This is a genomic window from Corynebacterium mycetoides (assembly GCF_900103625.1).
Lineage (GTDB): Bacteria > Actinomycetota > Actinomycetes > Mycobacteriales > Mycobacteriaceae > Corynebacterium > Corynebacterium mycetoides.
Genome location: NZ_LT629700.1, coordinates 1,131,780 through 1,146,802, shown reverse-complemented (window position 1 = coordinate 1,146,802; position 15,023 = coordinate 1,131,780). Strand labels below are relative to the sequence as shown.

The following is a 15,023-nucleotide window of genomic DNA, read 5'->3' as shown; positions in this document are numbered from 1 at the left end:
ACTTCTTAAAAGGAGATAGACACATGGCACACAAGAAGGGTGCATCCAGCTCCTCGAACGGTCGTGACTCTGAGTCGAAGCGCCTCGGTGTGAAGCGCTTCGGTGGCCAGCAGGTCAAGGCCGGCGAGATCCTCGTCCGCCAGCGCGGCACCAAGTTCCACCCGGGCGAGAACGTCGGCCGCGGCGGCGACGACACTCTGTTCGCGCTTTCCGCGGGCGCAGTCCAGTTCGGCATCAAGCGCAACCGCCGCATCGTCAACATTGTCCCGGCCGACGGCCAGGGCGTCGCTTCCGAGGTCCTCGAGGCCGCTGAGGCAGCAGGCGTTGTCGAGGAAGGCACGCTCGACGAGGTCACCGCGACCGCGTAACGGCAACTTTCGTGCACCCCTGGTCCAGGTTGACCAGGGGTGCACTTGTTTTTGTGCGATATAGGCTGGCCGCATGACGCCAAACACCCCGTGGGAAGTGGTCGACCCGATCGGTTTCTCATTCAAACGAGTCTTTTCCCGCACCTGGCATGTGTGGATCGGCGTGACACTGTTGTTCGCGCTCTGCACAGTTGCGCTCACGCTGGCTGTTCTCGCGCCGAGGGGCTACCTCGTTTTTGAGGAGGACGTCCCCGCCCTCACTTCCACGGACATCACTGTCTTGGTGCTGTCTTACATCGCATTTTTCGCCCTGGCGATCTATTTCTCCGCGCTGTTTTTCAACGCCGCACTGCGCGAAACCAGGGGAGAGGAGCAGACCTGGGCGACCGTGTTCCGAGGCGTTCCTGTGGGGCGGATGACGCTCGCAGTCGTCGTGCTCTTTGGCATCATGCTTGCGTTTTGTGCAATTTTTGGGGTAGTCAGTTTCCTTGCCGCCACAGTGGGCCCGTGGCTCCAGACCGTTGTCGTCATCGCTGCGATTGTCGTGTTCATCCCGGTGTTTCTGGTCGTGACGTTCGTGCAGTTCTACATCCTGGAAGGAAACGGTGTCGGAGTTTCGCTTGGCCGGGCCCGCCAGGATGTCTTGGCGAGTTTCTGGAAGGTTTTCGGCTCGTACGTGCTGCTCAACATCGTGTGCTACGCCATCGTGTTTGCCACTCTCGGGCTCGGGCTCCTCGTCTATGTTCCGCTGCTCAGCCTGGGCACGGCGTACATCTACCGGCAGATTTCGGGCGGTGCCGGTGCGGTTGCGTAGCGTCTTCTGTGTTGAGGTCTAGCAGCTAGACCTCAGCGTGCTTTAGGGCCTGGCCGCAGGCGGCGACCTGGGGAAACGCGGCGCTGGTTGTGTTGAGGTCTAGCTACTAGACCTCAGCGAGTTTCAGGGCCTGGCTTCGAGCCCTGACCTGGGGAAACGCAGCGCTGGTTGCGTTGAGGTCTAGCTACTAGACCTCAGCGTGCTTTGAGGCCTGGCCGCAGGCAGCGACCTGGGGAAACGCCACACCGATTTCGTTGCGGTCTAGCTACTAGACCTCAACAAATCACCAGACCAGCAACAGTGCCACCGAGAAGCCGCCGCCCACCACGCCCGGCCTTTGGAAACGCCCTGCCCAGTCCGTAAGGTGGAAACAAACACTCAAAGAACACAGTAAGAAAGGCGGACACCATGGCTCAGTTCGTTGACCGCGCGGTTCTGCACCTGCAGGCTGGCGACGGCGGACACGGCTGCGTGTCCGTCCACAGAGAAAAATTCAAGCCGCTGGGAGGCCCCGACGGAGGAAACGGCGGCCACGGCGGAGACATCGTCTTCGAGGTCTCCCCGCAGGTGCACACGCTGCTGGACTTCCAGTTCCGACCGCACTTGAAGGCTAAGCGCGGGAACAACGGGGAAGGCGACCACCGCAACGGCGCCCGCGGCGAGGACCTTGTTTTGGAGGTGCCGGTGGGCACGGTCGTGCGCACGGTCGACGGGGAGGTGCTGGCGGATCTCACGGTTCCGGGAACCAGGTTCGTGGCCGCGGAGGGCGGCTACGGCGGGCTCGGCAACGCGGCGCTCGCCACCGCGAAACGCAAGGCACCGGGCTTCGCGCTCAAAGGCGAGCCCGGCGAAGAGCACGACCTCATCCTGGAGCTGAAATCCGTGGCGGACGTCGGGCTGGTGGGTTTCCCGTCGGCGGGCAAGTCCTCGTTGATCTCAGTTCTCTCGGCCGCCAAGCCGAAGATCGCCGACTACCCGTTCACCACCCTGCAGCCGAACCTGGGCGTGGTCAACGTGGGCCATGACACCTTCACCATCGCCGACGTCCCCGGCCTCATTCCGGGCGCGAGCCAGGGCAAGGGCCTCGGGCTGGACTTCCTCCGCCACATCGAGCGCACCGCCGTGCTCGCGCACGTCGTGGACACCGCAACGATGGACCCGGGGCGCGACCCGCTCAGCGATATCGAGGCGCTCGAGGCGGAGCTGTCCACCTACGCCGAGGAGCTGGACATGGACACCGGCCTGGGCGATCTGCGCGAGCGCCCGCGCGTCATCGTGCTCAACAAGATGGACATCCCGGACGCGCGGGAGCTCGCCGACTTCCTGGAAGAGGACCTCACGGAGAAGTTCGGGTGGCCCATCTACACCATCTCCACCGCCACGCGCGAGGGGCTGGATGAGCTGAAGTGGGCGCTGTGGGAGATCGTGCGCGCCGCCCGCAAGAGCCGCCCGAAGGTGCAGGTGGATACCACAAACGTCCAGGTCATTCGCCCGAGGGCGGTGGACGCCCACAGCGGCATCGTGGTGGAGCCGGACCCCGAGTTCGAGGGCGCGTGGATTGTCACCGGGGAGAAGGCGATGCGGTGGATCCGCCAGACCGATTTCGACAACGAGGAGGCAGTGGGTTACCTGTCCGACCGCCTGAACCGGGCGGGCGTGGAGGATCAGCTGCGCAAGCTCGGCGCGCACGAAGGCGACACCGTGAGCATCGGCGAGATCTCGTTCGACTGGGAGCCCTCGCTGGGCGGCGATCCGACGCTGGCCGGCCGCGGCCACGACGCGCGCCTGGGCGGCACCGACCGCGCGTCCGCTGCCGAGCGTAAGCGCGCCTCCCAGGCCCGCCGCGGGCTGATCGACGAATACGACTACGGCGAGGACCAGGAGGCCGACCGCGAGCGCTGGCAGGGTTAGGCTAGTCACCCATGAGTGAGGAGCTGAACCTGCGCAGCCGTATCGCCACCGCGAAGCGCGTGGTGGTCAAGATCGGCACGAGCTCGCTGGTCAATGACGATTTCTCGGTGAGCCAGGCGAAAATCGACGCGATTGTCGACGCCCTCCAGGCCCGCATGGCCGCCGGCAGCGATGTCATCGTGGTGTCCTCGGGCGCGATCGCCGCCGGGATGGCGCCCCTCGGGCTGAGCAGCCGCCCACGGGATCTGGCGACGAAGCAGGCGGCGGCCGCCGTGGGCCAGGTGCACCTCGCGCAGAGCTGGGGGCGATCCTTCGCGCGCTACGGGCGCACCATCGGCCAGGTGCTGCTCACCCAGTCCGACGCCGGCCGCCGCGAGCGCGCCCGCAACGCGCAGCGCACCATTGACCGTCTGCGCCAGCTGGGCACGGTGCCGATTGTCAACGAGAACGACACGGTGGCCACGTCCGAGATGCGCTTCGGCGACAACGATCGCCTCTCCGCCATCGTGGCCACCCTCGTCTCCGCCGATGTGCTCTACCTGCTGTCGGACGTCGACGGGCTCTACGACCGCAACCCCGCCGACGCGGGCGCGCAGCTGATTTCGCAGGTCCGCTCCGGCAAGGACCTAGAGGGCGTCTCGGCCGGCGACGGCGGGGCGCTGGGCACCGGGGGCATGGCGGCGAAGGTGTCGGCGGCGCGTCTCGCCGCGCGGGGAGGGGTGCCGGTGCTGCTGGCGTCGGCAAGCGACATCGGTCGGGCACTCTCCAGCGCCGACTGTGGCACCGTCTTCCACACGCGCCCGGGCTCCAAGCTCAGCGCGTGGAAGTTCTGGGCGCTCTACGCCGCCGACGCCGAGGGCGTGCTGCGCCTCGACGCGGGGGCGGTCGAGGCCGTCACCCGCGGCGGCACGAGCCTGCTCGCCGTGGGCATCACGGATGTGGAGGGGGACTTTCACGCCGGCGACATCGTGGAGATCCTTGGGCCGGACAGCCAGGCCGTGGGCCGCGGCGAGGTGGCCTACGACGCCGCGGAGCTGGCCACGATGCTGGGCAGGCACACCGGCGATCTCGCGCCCCACCAGCGCCGCCCGGTGGTGCACGCCGATTACCTGTCCAACTACGCGACGCGCCTGTAGCGCGACCGCCTAGGATGGACGCATGACTGACCACCACGACTCCGCCGCCCGCGCCGCAGAGCGCAACGAGGTCCTCGCCAAAGCGCGCGCCGCGAAGGCCGTCGCCGCCAGGCTGGCAACGCTGCCGACCCCGGTCAAGAACGAGCTGCTTGTCGACGCCGCGCGTGCGCTCATCCAGCGCACCGACGAGATCCTCGAGGCCAACGCCGCCGATGTTGCCGCCGGCAGGGCCGCCGGGATGAGTGAGTCGCTGGCCGACCGCCTCGCGCTGGACGCGTCGCGCGTCGAGGGGATCGCCTCGGGGCTGCGCCAGGTGGCGGGGCTGAGCGACCCGGTCGGTGAGGTCCTGCAGGGACGCACGATGGACAACGGCATCCGCATGCGCCAGGTCCGCGTGCCGATCGGCGTCATGGGCATGGTCTACGAGGCCCGCCCGAACGTCACCGTCGACGCGTTCGGGCTGGCGCTGAAGTCGGGCAACGTGGCGCTGCTGCGCGGGTCCAAGTCGGCGCGTGTGTCCAACGCGAAGCTGGTGGACATCCTGCAGGACGTAGCAGACGCGCACGGGTTGCCGCGCGAGATTGTCCAGCTCCTGCCGTGTGAGACGCACGAGTCGGTCCAGGACCTGATCACCGCCCGCGGGCTTGTCGACGTCGTGATCCCCCGCGGCTCCGCCCGCCTCATCAACGCCGTGGTGGAAAACGCCACGGTGCCGGCCATTGAGACGGGCACCGGCAACTGCCACTTCTACATCGATGCCGAGGCCGACCTGGATGCGGCCATCGCGATGCTGCTCAACGGCAAGACCCGACGCCCGTCCGTGTGCAACGCAACCGAGACCGCGCTTGTCGACGCCGCGCTCCCGGCCGCCGACATCGTGCGCGTGGTCGAGGCGCTGCAGGAGGCCGCGGTGACGGTGCACGGGGACGTCGATACGCTGGGCGCGCTAGGGGCCACCGACATCGTGCCGGCGCAAGAGCACGACTGGGCCGAGGAGTACCTGTCTATGGACATCGCGCTGGCGGTCGTCGACGGCGTCGGGGGAGCGATCGAGCACATCGCTCGGTGGTCCACGGGCCACACCGAGGCGATCGCCTCGCGCAACGCGTTCACGCTGCAGCGATTCGCCGACGAGGTGGACGCTGCGGCCGTGATGCTCAACGCCAGCACGGCCTTCACGGACGGCGAGCAGTACGGCATGGGCGCCGAAATCGGCATCTCAACGCAGAAGCTCCACGCCCGCGGGCCCATGGCCCTGCCCGAGCTGACCAGCACGAAATGGATTTTGGAGGGCGCGGGTCAGGTGCGCCCGTAACCGGGCCGTTTTGTCAGCGCGACAGATGTCGCAGACACCTCTATGCTGTAAGCCGTTCAAACGCACGCACATTTCCCGCACGGAATCAGCACGGAATCAGCACAGAATTGGTACATAGAGTGTTTCGTTTCTCCGCCGTCTCCGCCCGCACCCGCGTTCTCCTTCTCGTCGCAGCCGTCGTCGCTGCCTTGACCGCAACCCTCGCTCCCGCCGCCGGCCTGCCGGGCACCGCGCTGACGCAGGCCGACGCGCAGACCCGCTGCCCGGCCGTCGCGGTCGTCGGCGCGCGCGGGTCCGGCCAGAACAACCAGGTCATCCGCACCACCTACGCCGCCGGGGCGCCGTGGACCTCCAACGGCTGGGAGGGCGAGACCATCCGCGCCTTCCTCCGGCACGCGGAGGGCCGCTACCGCGCCACCCACGGCGGCAACTCCCTGATGAAGGACGTCGAGGTCATCGGCCTCGAGCCGCGCTACTACCCGGCGACGTACCCGGAGTACGACACCCCGGCGGTCGCCGTCCCCGCCACCATCGCGCAGGCCGTTGGCCTGGCGGTGCAGTACGCGGTGCCGGCGGTTCAAACCGCGCGCCGCGCCGGGGAAGAGTTCCTCGACTCCGTCCAAATCGGCCGCTCGGGCGTGATGCAGGCGATCAATGACTACGAGGGCGCCACGGGGTGCCGCCCCGGCTACATCCTGGTGGGCTTCTCGCAGGGCGCGATGGTTCTGCTCGAGCACGAAAAGGAGCTCGCCCGCCGGGGCCAGCTCGCGGGCGTGGTCTACATGGGCAACCCCAACACCGCCGCCGGCGACTGGTCCACCGTCGGCGTGAGCGGAGGGGGAGCCGGAGGCATCCTGGGGCGTCTGCCCTTCAATTCCAAGACGGCGGCGGCGACCGACAACCGCGTGAACTACTGTCTGCCGCTGGACGGCGTGTGCGACCTGTCCATCGCCACCCTGCGGGGCTCGGCGGACAACGGTGGCAACCACGGCCGCTACTACCTCGCTCCCTCGCAGTGGGACAACCAGGTCTCCGACAGCCTGGGCCGGTTCGTGGACCAAGTTCGCTACGGATAGAACGCACCGCCTGACGGGCGCGGACTCTCTAGACTCATCGGGTATGACCACTAGCCAGCCGGGCGCACCGCGCAGAATCGGCGTGATGGGCGGCACCTTCGACCCGATCCACAACGGTCACCTCGTCGCCGCCAGCGAGGTGGCCGACAGGTTCACCCTCGACGAGGTCATCTTCGTGCCCACGGGGGACCCGTGGCAAAAAGCGGACCGCCACGTGTCGGACTCCGAGGACCGATACTTGATGACGGTGATTGCCACCGCCTCCAACCCGCGGTTTAGCGTCTCCCGGGTGGACATCGACCGCGAAGGGCCGACGTACACGGTGGACACTTTGCAGGACTTGAGCGCCCTCTATCCGGACAGTGAGCTGTTCTTCATCACCGGGGCCGACGCCCTGAGCTCGATCATGTCCTGGCACGACTGGGACCACATGTTCGACCTCGCCGAGTTCATCGGGGTGACGCGGCCGGGCTACGAACTGCGGGAGGACATGCTGCCCGTCGAGCACCAGGAGCGCGTGCACCTCGTGGAGATCCCGGCGATGGCGATCTCCTCGACGGACTGCCGGCAGCGCGCCAGCGAGGGGCGCCCCGTGTGGTACCTGGTGCCCGACGGCGTGGTGCAGTACATAGCGAAGAACCGTCTGTACCGCCCCCAGCGCACGGCTGGCTAGCACATCGGGCCGGTTTCGTGGGACAATGTTCGGAAACTAGGTAATTGCTGCATTCATCGACCCAAAGGACGACACGCATTTGACTGCCCTGCAGACCTCCATTGACCAGGCGGCGATCGCGGCGAGGGCCGCGGATGAAAAGCTCGGACGCAACATTGCCGTGATCGACGTCTCGGACGTCATGGGGATCACGGACATTTTCGTCATCGTCTCCGCGGACAACGAACGCCAGACGGCGGCGATTGTGGAGGAGATCGAGGGCGACCTCACTGACGCCGGTTTCGAGCCGAAGCGCCGCGAGGGTCACCGCGAGAACCGCTGGGTCCTGCTGGATTACGGCAGCATTGTCGTCCACGTGCAGCGCGACGCGGAGCGCGACTTCTACGGCCTCGACCGCCTCTACGCCGACTGCCCCGTCTACGAGGTCGAAGGCGTCCCGCCGTACGAGCGCGACGCGGCATTCGGTGAGCCCGGCGGGGCCGGTGACTCCTCCGCGGTGCGCTCGGCGGCGTCGATCGAGGACATTCCGCTGGCCGGCGAGGGGCCTGGCGCGGGGGACGACTTCTAACCCCGGGTCAAAAGTGATGAGACGACGGTTAATTCTGCTGCGCCACGGGCAGACCGACTACAACGCCACGCGCCGCATGCAGGGGCAGCTGGACACGGAGCTGTCGAGCGTCGGCGTGGAGCAGGCGCGTGCCGCAGCCCAGTTGATGAAGGGTCTGGGCGTGTCCAAAATTATCTCCTCGGATTTGGCGCGCGCCCGGCACACGGCGGAGATCATTGCGGCCTCGCTCGGGCTCGACATCACGGAGGATGCCCGCCTGAGGGAGACGCACCTGGGTGAGTGGCAGGGTAAGACCCACGCGGAGGTCGACGCCATGAGCGGCGGCGTCCGCGCGCACTGGCGGAACAACGCCGGCTGGGCGCCCCCGGCGGGGGAGAGCCGGCTGGAGGTGGCGCGGCGCGCCCGGCCCGTGGTGGACGAGCTCATGGCGTCCTACGCGGAGTGGGACGACTCTGCGGTGTTGATGGTGGCGCACGGCGGCACGATTTCGGCGCTGACGTCCAACCTCCTCGGGTTCACCGCGGCGCAGTATCCGCTGTTCACGGGCCTGAAGAACACCAACACGTCGCGGCTGACGGCGCAGCCCGTCTACCGCGAGGGTGCCGCGCGTGTGCAGTCCTTCCCCACCTCGCCGGAGGGCGTGCAGTGGTACCTGGACGCCTGGAACCAGGGGTTTAGCGAGTGATGGGTGTACGTATCGTCGTCGATTCGTCCGCTGGCCTGCCGGACGACATCGCCCGGCAGCTCGATATCGCCGTCGCGCCGCTGCACGTGATGGAGGACGATGGCGGTTCCACCAGCGGGCTGTCCGCCATAGAGCTCGCCGCGGTGTATGCGCGCCAGCTCGAGCGCGGCGGTGACGCCGGCGTGGTGGCGCTGCACCTGTCCAAGAACTTGTCGTCCACGTGGTCTGCGGCCGTGTCCGCGTCGGCGGTGTTCGACAACACCGTGCGCGTGTTGGACACGGACACCGCGGGCATGGCCGTCGGCGCGGCGGCCATGGCGGCCGCGTCGCTCGCCCGCGAGGGGGCTGACCTGGACGCGTGCGCCGCGGTCGCCGAGGAAACGCTCGCGAGCTCCGAGACGTGGCTGTACTTGAGCCAGCTCGACGGGCTGCGCAAGAGCGGCCGCTTGTCGACGGGCACCGCGGTGCTCTCCGCCGCCCTTCTGGCCACCAAGCCGATTTTGCACGTGCGCGGCGGAAAGCTGGAGCTGGCCGGCAAGACGCGCACCCAGACCAAGGCCTTTATCAAGCTCACCGAGCTGGTGCAGGAGAGGGCGGCGGGCGAGCCGGTGTTCGCGGCGATCCAGCACGCGGACGCCGAGAACGCGGCGCAGTCGCTGGCGGACACGCTTAAAGCCGTGTTGCCCGAGGGCTCGCGGGTCATCGTGGCGCCTCTTGTTGACGCCGTGGCGGTGCACACCGGCCCCGGAGCCATCGGCCTGTCCGCCGTGTTCTCGTCGGGTTTTGTGGAGAACGCACCCGCGTAGGTGACGTTTCACAGACGTTATCCACAGAGTCCGCCGCCCCCTCTTCCCGCACGCCAACGAGCGCTCTAGCGTCGGCGGCATGAGCACTGCCGACCGCATCAAGGAGCTTCTCCGGCCCACGGGGGAGGAAGACGCCCTCGCCGTTGAGTACCCCTCGCCCCGCCTGCGCGTGGAGCCCGCTCAGGCGGCCACCGCCGTGGCGGCCGTGTTCGCGCTGCTGGCGGGTTGGGTGATGCTGCGGCCCGGCCCGCCCGAGCCACCCGAGCCGCAGTGGGACGCAGCGGCCGAGGCTACCCCGGCGCCCGAGCAGGTCGTGGTGTCTGTGGTCGGGGAGGTGGCCAATCCGGGGTTGGTCACGCTCGATCAGGGCGCGCGCGTCGCGCAGGCGCTGGAGATCGCCCAGCCGTACCCGCACGCGGATCTCGTTGCCCTCAACCAGGCCCAGCTGCTTGTCGACGGCCAGCAGATCCACGTCCAGGCTATCGGGGCCGCGCCGCCGCCCGGTGCACCTGATGCGCCCGGTGCGCCCGGCGCACCCGGCCTGGTCTCGCTCAACACTGCCTCGGCGGCCGAGTTGACCACGCTGCCCGGGATAGGGGAGGCCACCGCCGCGGCGATTGTCGCCCACCGGGAGGCCAACGGGCTGTTTACCGCGGTCGAGCAGCTGATGGACGTCAAAGGGATCGGGCCCGCGAAGTTCGAGGCCCTGAAAGACCAGGTGAGCGTGTAGATGAGCGAGCTGCGGCTCGTTCCGGCCGCCCTGGCGGTGTGGGCGGCGACGCTCGCCGGGATCGTGTGGGGCACGTGGGCCTCGCTCGTTGCGGTGGCCGTGGTGGTGGCCGTCTCCGTGGTGTGCGCTGTGCTCATCGTGCCGCGAGCTGAGGGGCCCGCGCCGGGCCGGGGTGCCGGGCAGGCGATGCTGGTGGGTGGACTCGGGTGCGCGGCGTCCGCCGTAACGGCCGTGCGAATGGCCACGGCGAAAGCGTGGGAGTTCGGTTCCGAGGTGACCGGGACCGTCTCCGGGCAACCGACGCCGACCACCGGTGCCGGCGGCGGATTCCTGCTCCGGCTCTCCGTCTCCGGCCACCCGGGCTCAATCCCCGTTTTCGTGCGCTCCGTGCCCGACGGGGTGGAGGCGGGGGCCGCGGTGCGAGTTGCCGGCTCGGTGGCGGAGTCCACGCGGCCCGGCACCGCGCAGGTGGTTATCAACGGGGAGGTCACGGCCATCGGCCCGCCCACAGGGGTGGCGGCGTGGTCGAACCACGTCAAGGACGTCTTCGCGGAGTCGGTGGCGCGCACCGTGGGTGAGCGCTCCCAGGGGCTCATCCCCGGCATGGTGCTGGGGGACACCTCCCTGCAGACCCCCGCCGAGCAGCAGGCCTACATCCACACTGGCCTATCGCATTTGAGCGCGGTCTCCGGCGCCAACGTCGCCATCGTCACCACCGCGGCGGCGGTGCTCGCGAGCGCGGTCGGTCTCGGCCTCCGCGGCAGGGTCGCATGCGCCGTCGTGGCCCTGACGGTCTTCGCCAGCCTCGTCGGGCCGGAACCGAGCGTGCTGCGGGCGTCCGTGACGGGGCTGGTCGGGCTGACCGCCGTGCTCGCCTCGTCTGTCGCGGAGCCCGTTCATGCGCTGAGCCTGGCCGTCATCGGGCTGGTGCTGGTGGATTCGAACCTGGCGGTGAGCTACGGGTTCGCGCTGTCAGTGGCTGCCACGGCGGGCATCGTGGCGTTGAGCCCGTTGCTCTTCCGGGCGCTGGCCCCGATGGGCTGGCCCGACATCGTCGTTCGCGCCCTGTCTGTCGCCATCGCCGCCGACGTGGTGACGATGCCGCTAGTCGCGGCCATGGCGGGCGAGGTCTCCGTGGTCTCCGTCGCGGCCAATCTTCTCGTGGCCCCGGTGACGGCCCCTGTCACCGTGCTCGGGCTCGTCGCCGTCGTCCTCGCGCTGGGACCCGGCGGCTTGGAAACACCGCTGCTCTGGGTCATTGAGCCGCTCACGGCGTGGATCCACCTCGTGGCCCAGGTGGGCGCGGCATTGCCGGGGGCGACCGCGCACGCGAGCCCGCTGACGGTTGTGGTGTGCTACGGGTGGGTGCTCGCGGGGTTCGTGCTCGGCCGGCCCCGGGCGACCGTTGCCGCTGTCTCTGCAGTCGCCGTGGTGGGCGTCGTGGTGGGGGCCAGTGCGCCGTGGGTGCGTCCTGTGGACGTCACCGGCCTGCACGCGCACGTCGTCACGCGAGAGCGCGACATCGATCCCGTGCCGGCGAACGCGCAGGTCGTGGTTGTGCTCGAAGAGGGCCGGCCTCACGCGCGACCGGTGGAAACCGCGGACGGGTTGCCGGTTCTCTACCCCAACCGTGATGGGGACGTTCGGCTCTACCCGGATGGGACGCAGCGCGCGGCGAGCGGGGCGTTTTAAGATGGCGGGCATGGTCGCTGCGCCCCCCTCGAATCACCCGGTTCACCTCGTCCTCGGTGAGGACGAGTTTCTCGCCGAGCGCGCGACGAAGGCGATCATCGCCGACGCCGGGCCCGCCGCCGAGGTGAGCACGTTCAAGGCGGGGGAGGTGGACGCGGGCGAGCTCCTCATGGCCACGAGCCCCTCGCTGTTTGCGGAGGAGCGCGTGGTGGTCTTCACCGGTACGGAGTTGGCGGGCAAGGAGGCGACGGAGCTGCTGCTGGCCGCCGCGGTCGACCCCGCGCCGGGAATGACACTGGTTATCCAGCACTCGGGCGGCGGCCGGAACAAGACGTACGTGGCCAAGTTCAAAAAGGCCGCCCAGGTCCACCCCGCCGACCCGCTGCGCGGAAACGACCGTCACGCGTGGGTGAGCAACGAGTTCCGCAGGTTGGGGACGCGCCCCACCCCGGATGTCGTGGCGGCGCTGCTCGAGTCGGTCGGGTCCGACTTGCGCGAGCTGGCGTCCGCCGTGAGCCAGCTGGTGTCCGACACGGACGGGGAGATCACCGTCGCCTCGGTGCGCGCCTACTACTCCGGGGTGGCGGAGGTTTCCGGTTTCGACATCGCGGATCTGGCGGTGGCGGGCAGGGCGGATAGGGCGCTCGCATCGACGCGCCGGGCGCTGCAGCTGGGCACCAGCCCCGTCGCTATCTCCGCTGCCCTGGCGCGCAAGGTCGGCGACATTGCCAAGTTGTATAACACACGCGGAAACCCAGATGCTCTGGCCAAGCAGCTGGGCATGCACCCGTTCGTGGCCAAGAAAACCATGCAGGTCGCCCGCGGCTGGTCTGGCGAGGCGGTGTCCGAGGCCGTGATCGTGATCGCCGACCTGGACGCGGAGGTCAAAGGCCAGGGCGGGGACCCCGACTACGCCATCGAGCACGCCGTGCTCAGGATCGCGGAGCTGGCCCGCTAGAGCGTAACAGTTGATGGTGACCGCAACTTACGCCGGAAATACCCGAAATTAGGGTGTACCCGCGCCCATTGTCACCCCGGTGAAGAAGCTCCGCTGGCGAGGCGGTGTCCGAGGACGTGACCGCGGTTGCTGACTTGGTCTGGGAGCCGGCCCGCTAAACTGTCGCGCATGGACGAGCAGACCACAGGGCAGGTGCCGGAGGAGATTCAGGAGTTCGCGGGCAGGCTGTTCGAACTCGCCCGCACGGGCGACGAGGCGCTGCTGGAATACATTGAGGCGGGCGTCGACGTCGATTTGGCGAACCAGGACGGCAACACGTTCCTCATGCTCGCCGCATACGCGGGGCACGCGGGGCTCGTCGAAGGACTGCTGCGCCGAGGGGCGGACGCCGACAAGCTCAATGCCCGCGGTCAATCGCCGCTTGCGGGGGTCATCTTCAAAAAGGAGGACGCGATCGTGGATCTCCTGCTCGAGGCGGGCGCGGACCCGCGGGCCGGCCAGCCGGATGCGATCGCGACTGCGCAGATGTTCGGCCGCGATGACCTGGCGAAGAAGATGATGTGATCAGCCCCGGCGACCTCGCCGTCATCGTCGGGCTCAACGTGGTGGGCGCGGCCTCCCCAGGCCCCGACGTCGTGCTTATCACCCGGACGGCGACGCGCTCGCGCGCCCATGCCCGTGCCGTCGCCGCCGGCATCCTCGTCGGGGTGCTCATGTGGTCCACCCTGACCGTGCTCGGCGCGGCGGCGCTGCTGCGCGCGTTCCCCTGGGTGCTCACGGCGTTGCAGATTGTCGGCGGCGTCGTCCTCGTGGCGATGGGCATAGCCAACGCGTCCCAGGGGCTCAAAGACCGGCACAATCCGCCGGCGGATCTCCATGATGCTGAGGCGCGGCTCGGGTCAGCGAGGGACTCGTTTATCAGGGGGTTGTCCACCAACCTGGCGAACCCGAAGATAGTTTTCGCGCTCTCGGCGATGATCGCGCCCTTGCTGCCGGCGAGCCCGTCCGCGTTGACGGCCGTCGCGGTGATCCTCGCGCTATGGCTCAGCACCGCCGTGCTGTTCGGCGTGCTCACGCAGGTGATCTCCACGAAGCGGGTGCAGCGCCGGTTGCTGGCGGCGGGGCCGTTCATCGATATCTGCGCCGGCGGGTTCTTCGTTGCCGTGGGCGCGGCCGTGTTCGTCCGCGGGGCGCTCAGCGCGCTGGGTTAGGCACCCGGGGCACAACAACGCCCCGCCTCCACGAGGGAGACGGGGCATTGCCGCGAAGGCGCGGTTACGCCATCTTGTTGAAGGCGCGGGCCATGTTGGACTTCTTATTCGCCGCGGCGTTGCGGTGGAACACGCCCTTGGTCACGGCCTTGTCCAGCTTGCGGGACGCGACACGCAGCTGCTCCTCGGCGGCAGCCTTGTCGCCGGACTCGACAGCCTCGCGGAACTTCCGCATCTCCGTGCGGGTGGCGGAGCGGATGGACTTGTTGCGCATGCGGCGCTTCTCGTTGGTGAGAACGCGCTTCTTCTGCTGCTTGATGTTTGCCATGTTTCTAGCACCTCTTGATTGCGTTGATGTGAATGAACGTTACCGTCCGGGCGGGAGTCACGCGCCGTGCTTGTGAAATAACGCGGGCCCAAGGTCCTGCTCGCGTAGCTCGGCGCACCCGTAGGTCCCGGTTGCGGACAACCACTACAAATTATCAGCGCGGCGGGTGAGAACCAAAACGGCTCAGATCCAGTCGAAGCGGTCGCGCAGCCGGTTGGCCACGCGCTCGAAGCGCCGGCGCGGGACGGAGGCGCCGCGGCGGTGCACATCGGTCTCCGCGACCATCAGCGTCTTATCCGTGCGCACCCAGCACGGTTCACCGGAGGCCTCCCATTCGCCGGAGCCGATGCCGAGCCAGTGCTCGTCGGTGGCGTGCTCTTTGTCGGGCGAGATCAAGAGGCCGAGGACGTCGTGGTGCTCGCGCCCCACGATGAGCATGGAGCGCTCCTGCGGCGGAGTGGAGGGCACGGTGACCCACACGACTTCGCCGGGTTCGGCTTGGCCGTCCATGTCGGGGGCGTAGTAGATGCTGCGCGCCACGCGGGTGGTGGGTTTGACAATCAGCCGTGCCGCGCTCGTCTTCTTGCGCCCGCGGGACCTGCGCGGGGTGGACCCGAGCCGCTCGTTGAGCAGCGCCAGCCCCTCCTCCAGGGCGCTGGGTTGCGCGCCCGCCCGGCGCGAGCGGCGGCGCTTTCGCGGACGGAAGAAGATGGCGTCATCACCCCCTCGGCGTGGTCTCGGCATGATCTTTT

Annotated in this window: 17 protein-coding genes; 15 read left to right on the top strand and 2 right to left on the bottom strand. The window is 68.6% G+C overall.

Going from position 1 to position 15,023, the window contains the following annotated elements; all coding sequences use genetic code 11:
- Positions 1 to 23 precede the first annotated feature (23 nt).
- The 15 genes from rpmA to BLS40_RS05430 all read left to right on the top strand — a co-directional run bounded on the left by rpmA (position 24) and on the right by BLS40_RS05430 (position 13,943).
- Positions 24 to 368, top strand: coding sequence for a 50S ribosomal protein L27 (gene rpmA / locus BLS40_RS05500; protein WP_092149824.1), 345 nt, complete (start codon positions 24 to 26; stop codon positions 366 to 368).
- Between the two features lie 73 nt (positions 369 to 441).
- Complete coding sequence (locus tag BLS40_RS05495) at positions 442 to 1,182, top strand: hypothetical protein (protein ID WP_092149822.1); 741 nt, start codon at positions 442 to 444, stop codon at positions 1,180 to 1,182.
- A 408-nt stretch (positions 1,183 to 1,590) separates the two neighbouring features.
- On the top strand, positions 1,591 to 3,093 hold the full coding sequence (gene obgE / locus BLS40_RS05490) for a GTPase ObgE (RefSeq protein WP_092149820.1): 1,503 nt from the start codon (positions 1,591 to 1,593) through the stop codon (positions 3,091 to 3,093).
- Between the two features lie 11 nt (positions 3,094 to 3,104).
- Positions 3,105 to 4,229 carry a glutamate 5-kinase gene (gene proB, locus BLS40_RS05485; protein ID WP_092149818.1) on the top strand — a complete coding sequence of 375 codons (1,125 nt, stop codon included), beginning with the start codon at positions 3,105 to 3,107 and terminating at the stop codon, positions 4,227 to 4,229.
- Positions 4,230 to 4,251: 22 nt separating this feature from the next.
- Positions 4,252 to 5,544, top strand: a complete 1,293-nt coding sequence (locus tag BLS40_RS05480; RefSeq protein WP_092149816.1) for a glutamate-5-semialdehyde dehydrogenase — start codon at positions 4,252 to 4,254, stop codon at positions 5,542 to 5,544.
- A 119-nt stretch (positions 5,545 to 5,663) separates the two neighbouring features.
- On the top strand, positions 5,664 to 6,620 hold the full coding sequence (locus BLS40_RS05475) for a hypothetical protein (RefSeq protein ID WP_092149814.1): 957 nt from the start codon (positions 5,664 to 5,666) through the stop codon (positions 6,618 to 6,620).
- 43 nt (positions 6,621 to 6,663) lie between these two features.
- Positions 6,664 to 7,293: a nicotinate-nucleotide adenylyltransferase gene (gene nadD / locus BLS40_RS05470; protein ID WP_092149812.1), complete on the top strand. Its 630-nt coding sequence runs from the start codon at positions 6,664 to 6,666 to the stop codon at positions 7,291 to 7,293.
- A 79-nt stretch (positions 7,294 to 7,372) separates the two neighbouring features.
- Entirely contained in the window at positions 7,373 to 7,861 is a 489-nt protein-coding gene (gene rsfS / locus BLS40_RS05465; RefSeq protein ID WP_092149810.1) for a ribosome silencing factor, read from the top strand.
- A 16-nt stretch (positions 7,862 to 7,877) separates the two neighbouring features.
- Entirely contained in the window at positions 7,878 to 8,546 is a 669-nt protein-coding gene (locus BLS40_RS05460; RefSeq protein ID WP_092149808.1) for a histidine phosphatase family protein, read from the top strand.
- Complete coding sequence (locus BLS40_RS05455) at positions 8,546 to 9,352, top strand: DegV family protein (RefSeq protein ID WP_092149806.1); 807 nt, start codon at positions 8,546 to 8,548, stop codon at positions 9,350 to 9,352. Before BLS40_RS05460 ends, BLS40_RS05455 begins: the two co-directional genes overlap by 1 nt.
- Before the next feature lie 79 nt (positions 9,353 to 9,431).
- Positions 9,432 to 10,082 (top strand): ComEA family DNA-binding protein, encoded by a 651-nt coding sequence (locus BLS40_RS05450; RefSeq protein ID WP_092149804.1) that lies wholly within the window; start codon positions 9,432 to 9,434, stop codon positions 10,080 to 10,082.
- Positions 10,083 to 11,774 (top strand): ComEC/Rec2 family competence protein, encoded by a 1,692-nt coding sequence (locus BLS40_RS05445; protein WP_092149801.1) that lies wholly within the window; start codon positions 10,083 to 10,085, stop codon positions 11,772 to 11,774.
- Between the two features lie 10 nt (positions 11,775 to 11,784).
- On the top strand, positions 11,785 to 12,732 hold the full coding sequence (gene holA / locus BLS40_RS05440) for a DNA polymerase III subunit delta (RefSeq protein ID WP_092152196.1): 948 nt from the start codon (positions 11,785 to 11,787) through the stop codon (positions 12,730 to 12,732).
- Positions 12,733 to 12,900: 168 nt separating this feature from the next.
- Entirely contained in the window at positions 12,901 to 13,296 is a 396-nt protein-coding gene (locus BLS40_RS05435) for an ankyrin repeat domain-containing protein (protein ID WP_092149798.1), read from the top strand.
- The gene (locus BLS40_RS05430) at positions 13,293 to 13,943 is read left to right on the top strand and encodes a LysE family translocator (protein ID WP_331710857.1); all 651 of its coding nucleotides are present in this window, start codon (positions 13,293 to 13,295) and stop codon (positions 13,941 to 13,943) included. The genes BLS40_RS05435 and BLS40_RS05430 overlap by 4 nt, the downstream gene beginning before the upstream one ends.
- 64 nt (positions 13,944 to 14,007) lie before the next feature.
- On the opposite strand, the gene rpsT is transcribed toward BLS40_RS05430, so the two are convergent.
- A complete protein-coding gene (gene rpsT / locus BLS40_RS05425) occupies positions 14,008 to 14,271 on the bottom strand; it encodes a 30S ribosomal protein S20 (protein ID WP_092149796.1) in 264 nt (87 codons plus the stop codon).
- A 183-nt stretch (positions 14,272 to 14,454) separates the two neighbouring features.
- Positions 14,455 to 15,015: a type II toxin-antitoxin system PemK/MazF family toxin gene (locus BLS40_RS11210; protein WP_231908530.1), complete on the bottom strand. Its 561-nt coding sequence runs from the start codon at positions 15,013 to 15,015 to the stop codon at positions 14,455 to 14,457.
- Between the last annotated feature and the right edge of the window lie 8 nt (positions 15,016 to 15,023).

What these genes read in the sequence shown, in the direction of transcription:
- rpmA (WP_092149824.1), top strand. Translation starts at nt 24, where the DNA reads ATGGCACACAAGAAGGGTGCATCCAGCTCCTCGAACGGTCGTGACTCT.
- BLS40_RS05495 (WP_092149822.1), top strand. Translation starts at nt 442, where the DNA reads ATGACGCCAAACACCCCGTGGGAAGTGGTCGACCCGATCGGTTTCTCA.
- obgE (WP_092149820.1), top strand. Translation starts at nt 1,591, where the DNA reads ATGGCTCAGTTCGTTGACCGCGCGGTTCTGCACCTGCAGGCTGGCGAC.
- proB (WP_092149818.1), top strand. Translation starts at nt 3,105, where the DNA reads ATGAGTGAGGAGCTGAACCTGCGCAGCCGTATCGCCACCGCGAAGCGC.
- BLS40_RS05480 (WP_092149816.1), top strand. Translation starts at nt 4,252, where the DNA reads ATGACTGACCACCACGACTCCGCCGCCCGCGCCGCAGAGCGCAACGAG.
- nadD (WP_092149812.1), top strand. Translation starts at nt 6,664, where the DNA reads ATGACCACTAGCCAGCCGGGCGCACCGCGCAGAATCGGCGTGATGGGC.
- BLS40_RS05460 (WP_092149808.1), top strand. Translation starts at nt 7,878, where the DNA reads ATGAGACGACGGTTAATTCTGCTGCGCCACGGGCAGACCGACTACAAC.
- BLS40_RS05455 (WP_092149806.1), top strand. Translation starts at nt 8,546, where the DNA reads ATGGGTGTACGTATCGTCGTCGATTCGTCCGCTGGCCTGCCGGACGAC.
- BLS40_RS05450 (WP_092149804.1), top strand. Translation starts at nt 9,432, where the DNA reads ATGAGCACTGCCGACCGCATCAAGGAGCTTCTCCGGCCCACGGGGGAG.
- BLS40_RS05445 (WP_092149801.1), top strand. Translation starts at nt 10,083, where the DNA reads ATGAGCGAGCTGCGGCTCGTTCCGGCCGCCCTGGCGGTGTGGGCGGCG.
- holA (WP_092152196.1), top strand. Translation starts at nt 11,785, where the DNA reads ATGGTCGCTGCGCCCCCCTCGAATCACCCGGTTCACCTCGTCCTCGGT.
- BLS40_RS05435 (WP_092149798.1), top strand. Translation starts at nt 12,901, where the DNA reads ATGGACGAGCAGACCACAGGGCAGGTGCCGGAGGAGATTCAGGAGTTC.
- rpsT (WP_092149796.1), bottom strand. Translation starts at nt 14,271, where the DNA reads ATGGCAAACATCAAGCAGCAGAAGAAGCGCGTTCTCACCAACGAGAAG.
- BLS40_RS11210 (WP_231908530.1), bottom strand. Translation starts at nt 15,015, where the DNA reads ATGCCGAGACCACGCCGAGGGGGTGATGACGCCATCTTCTTCCGTCCG.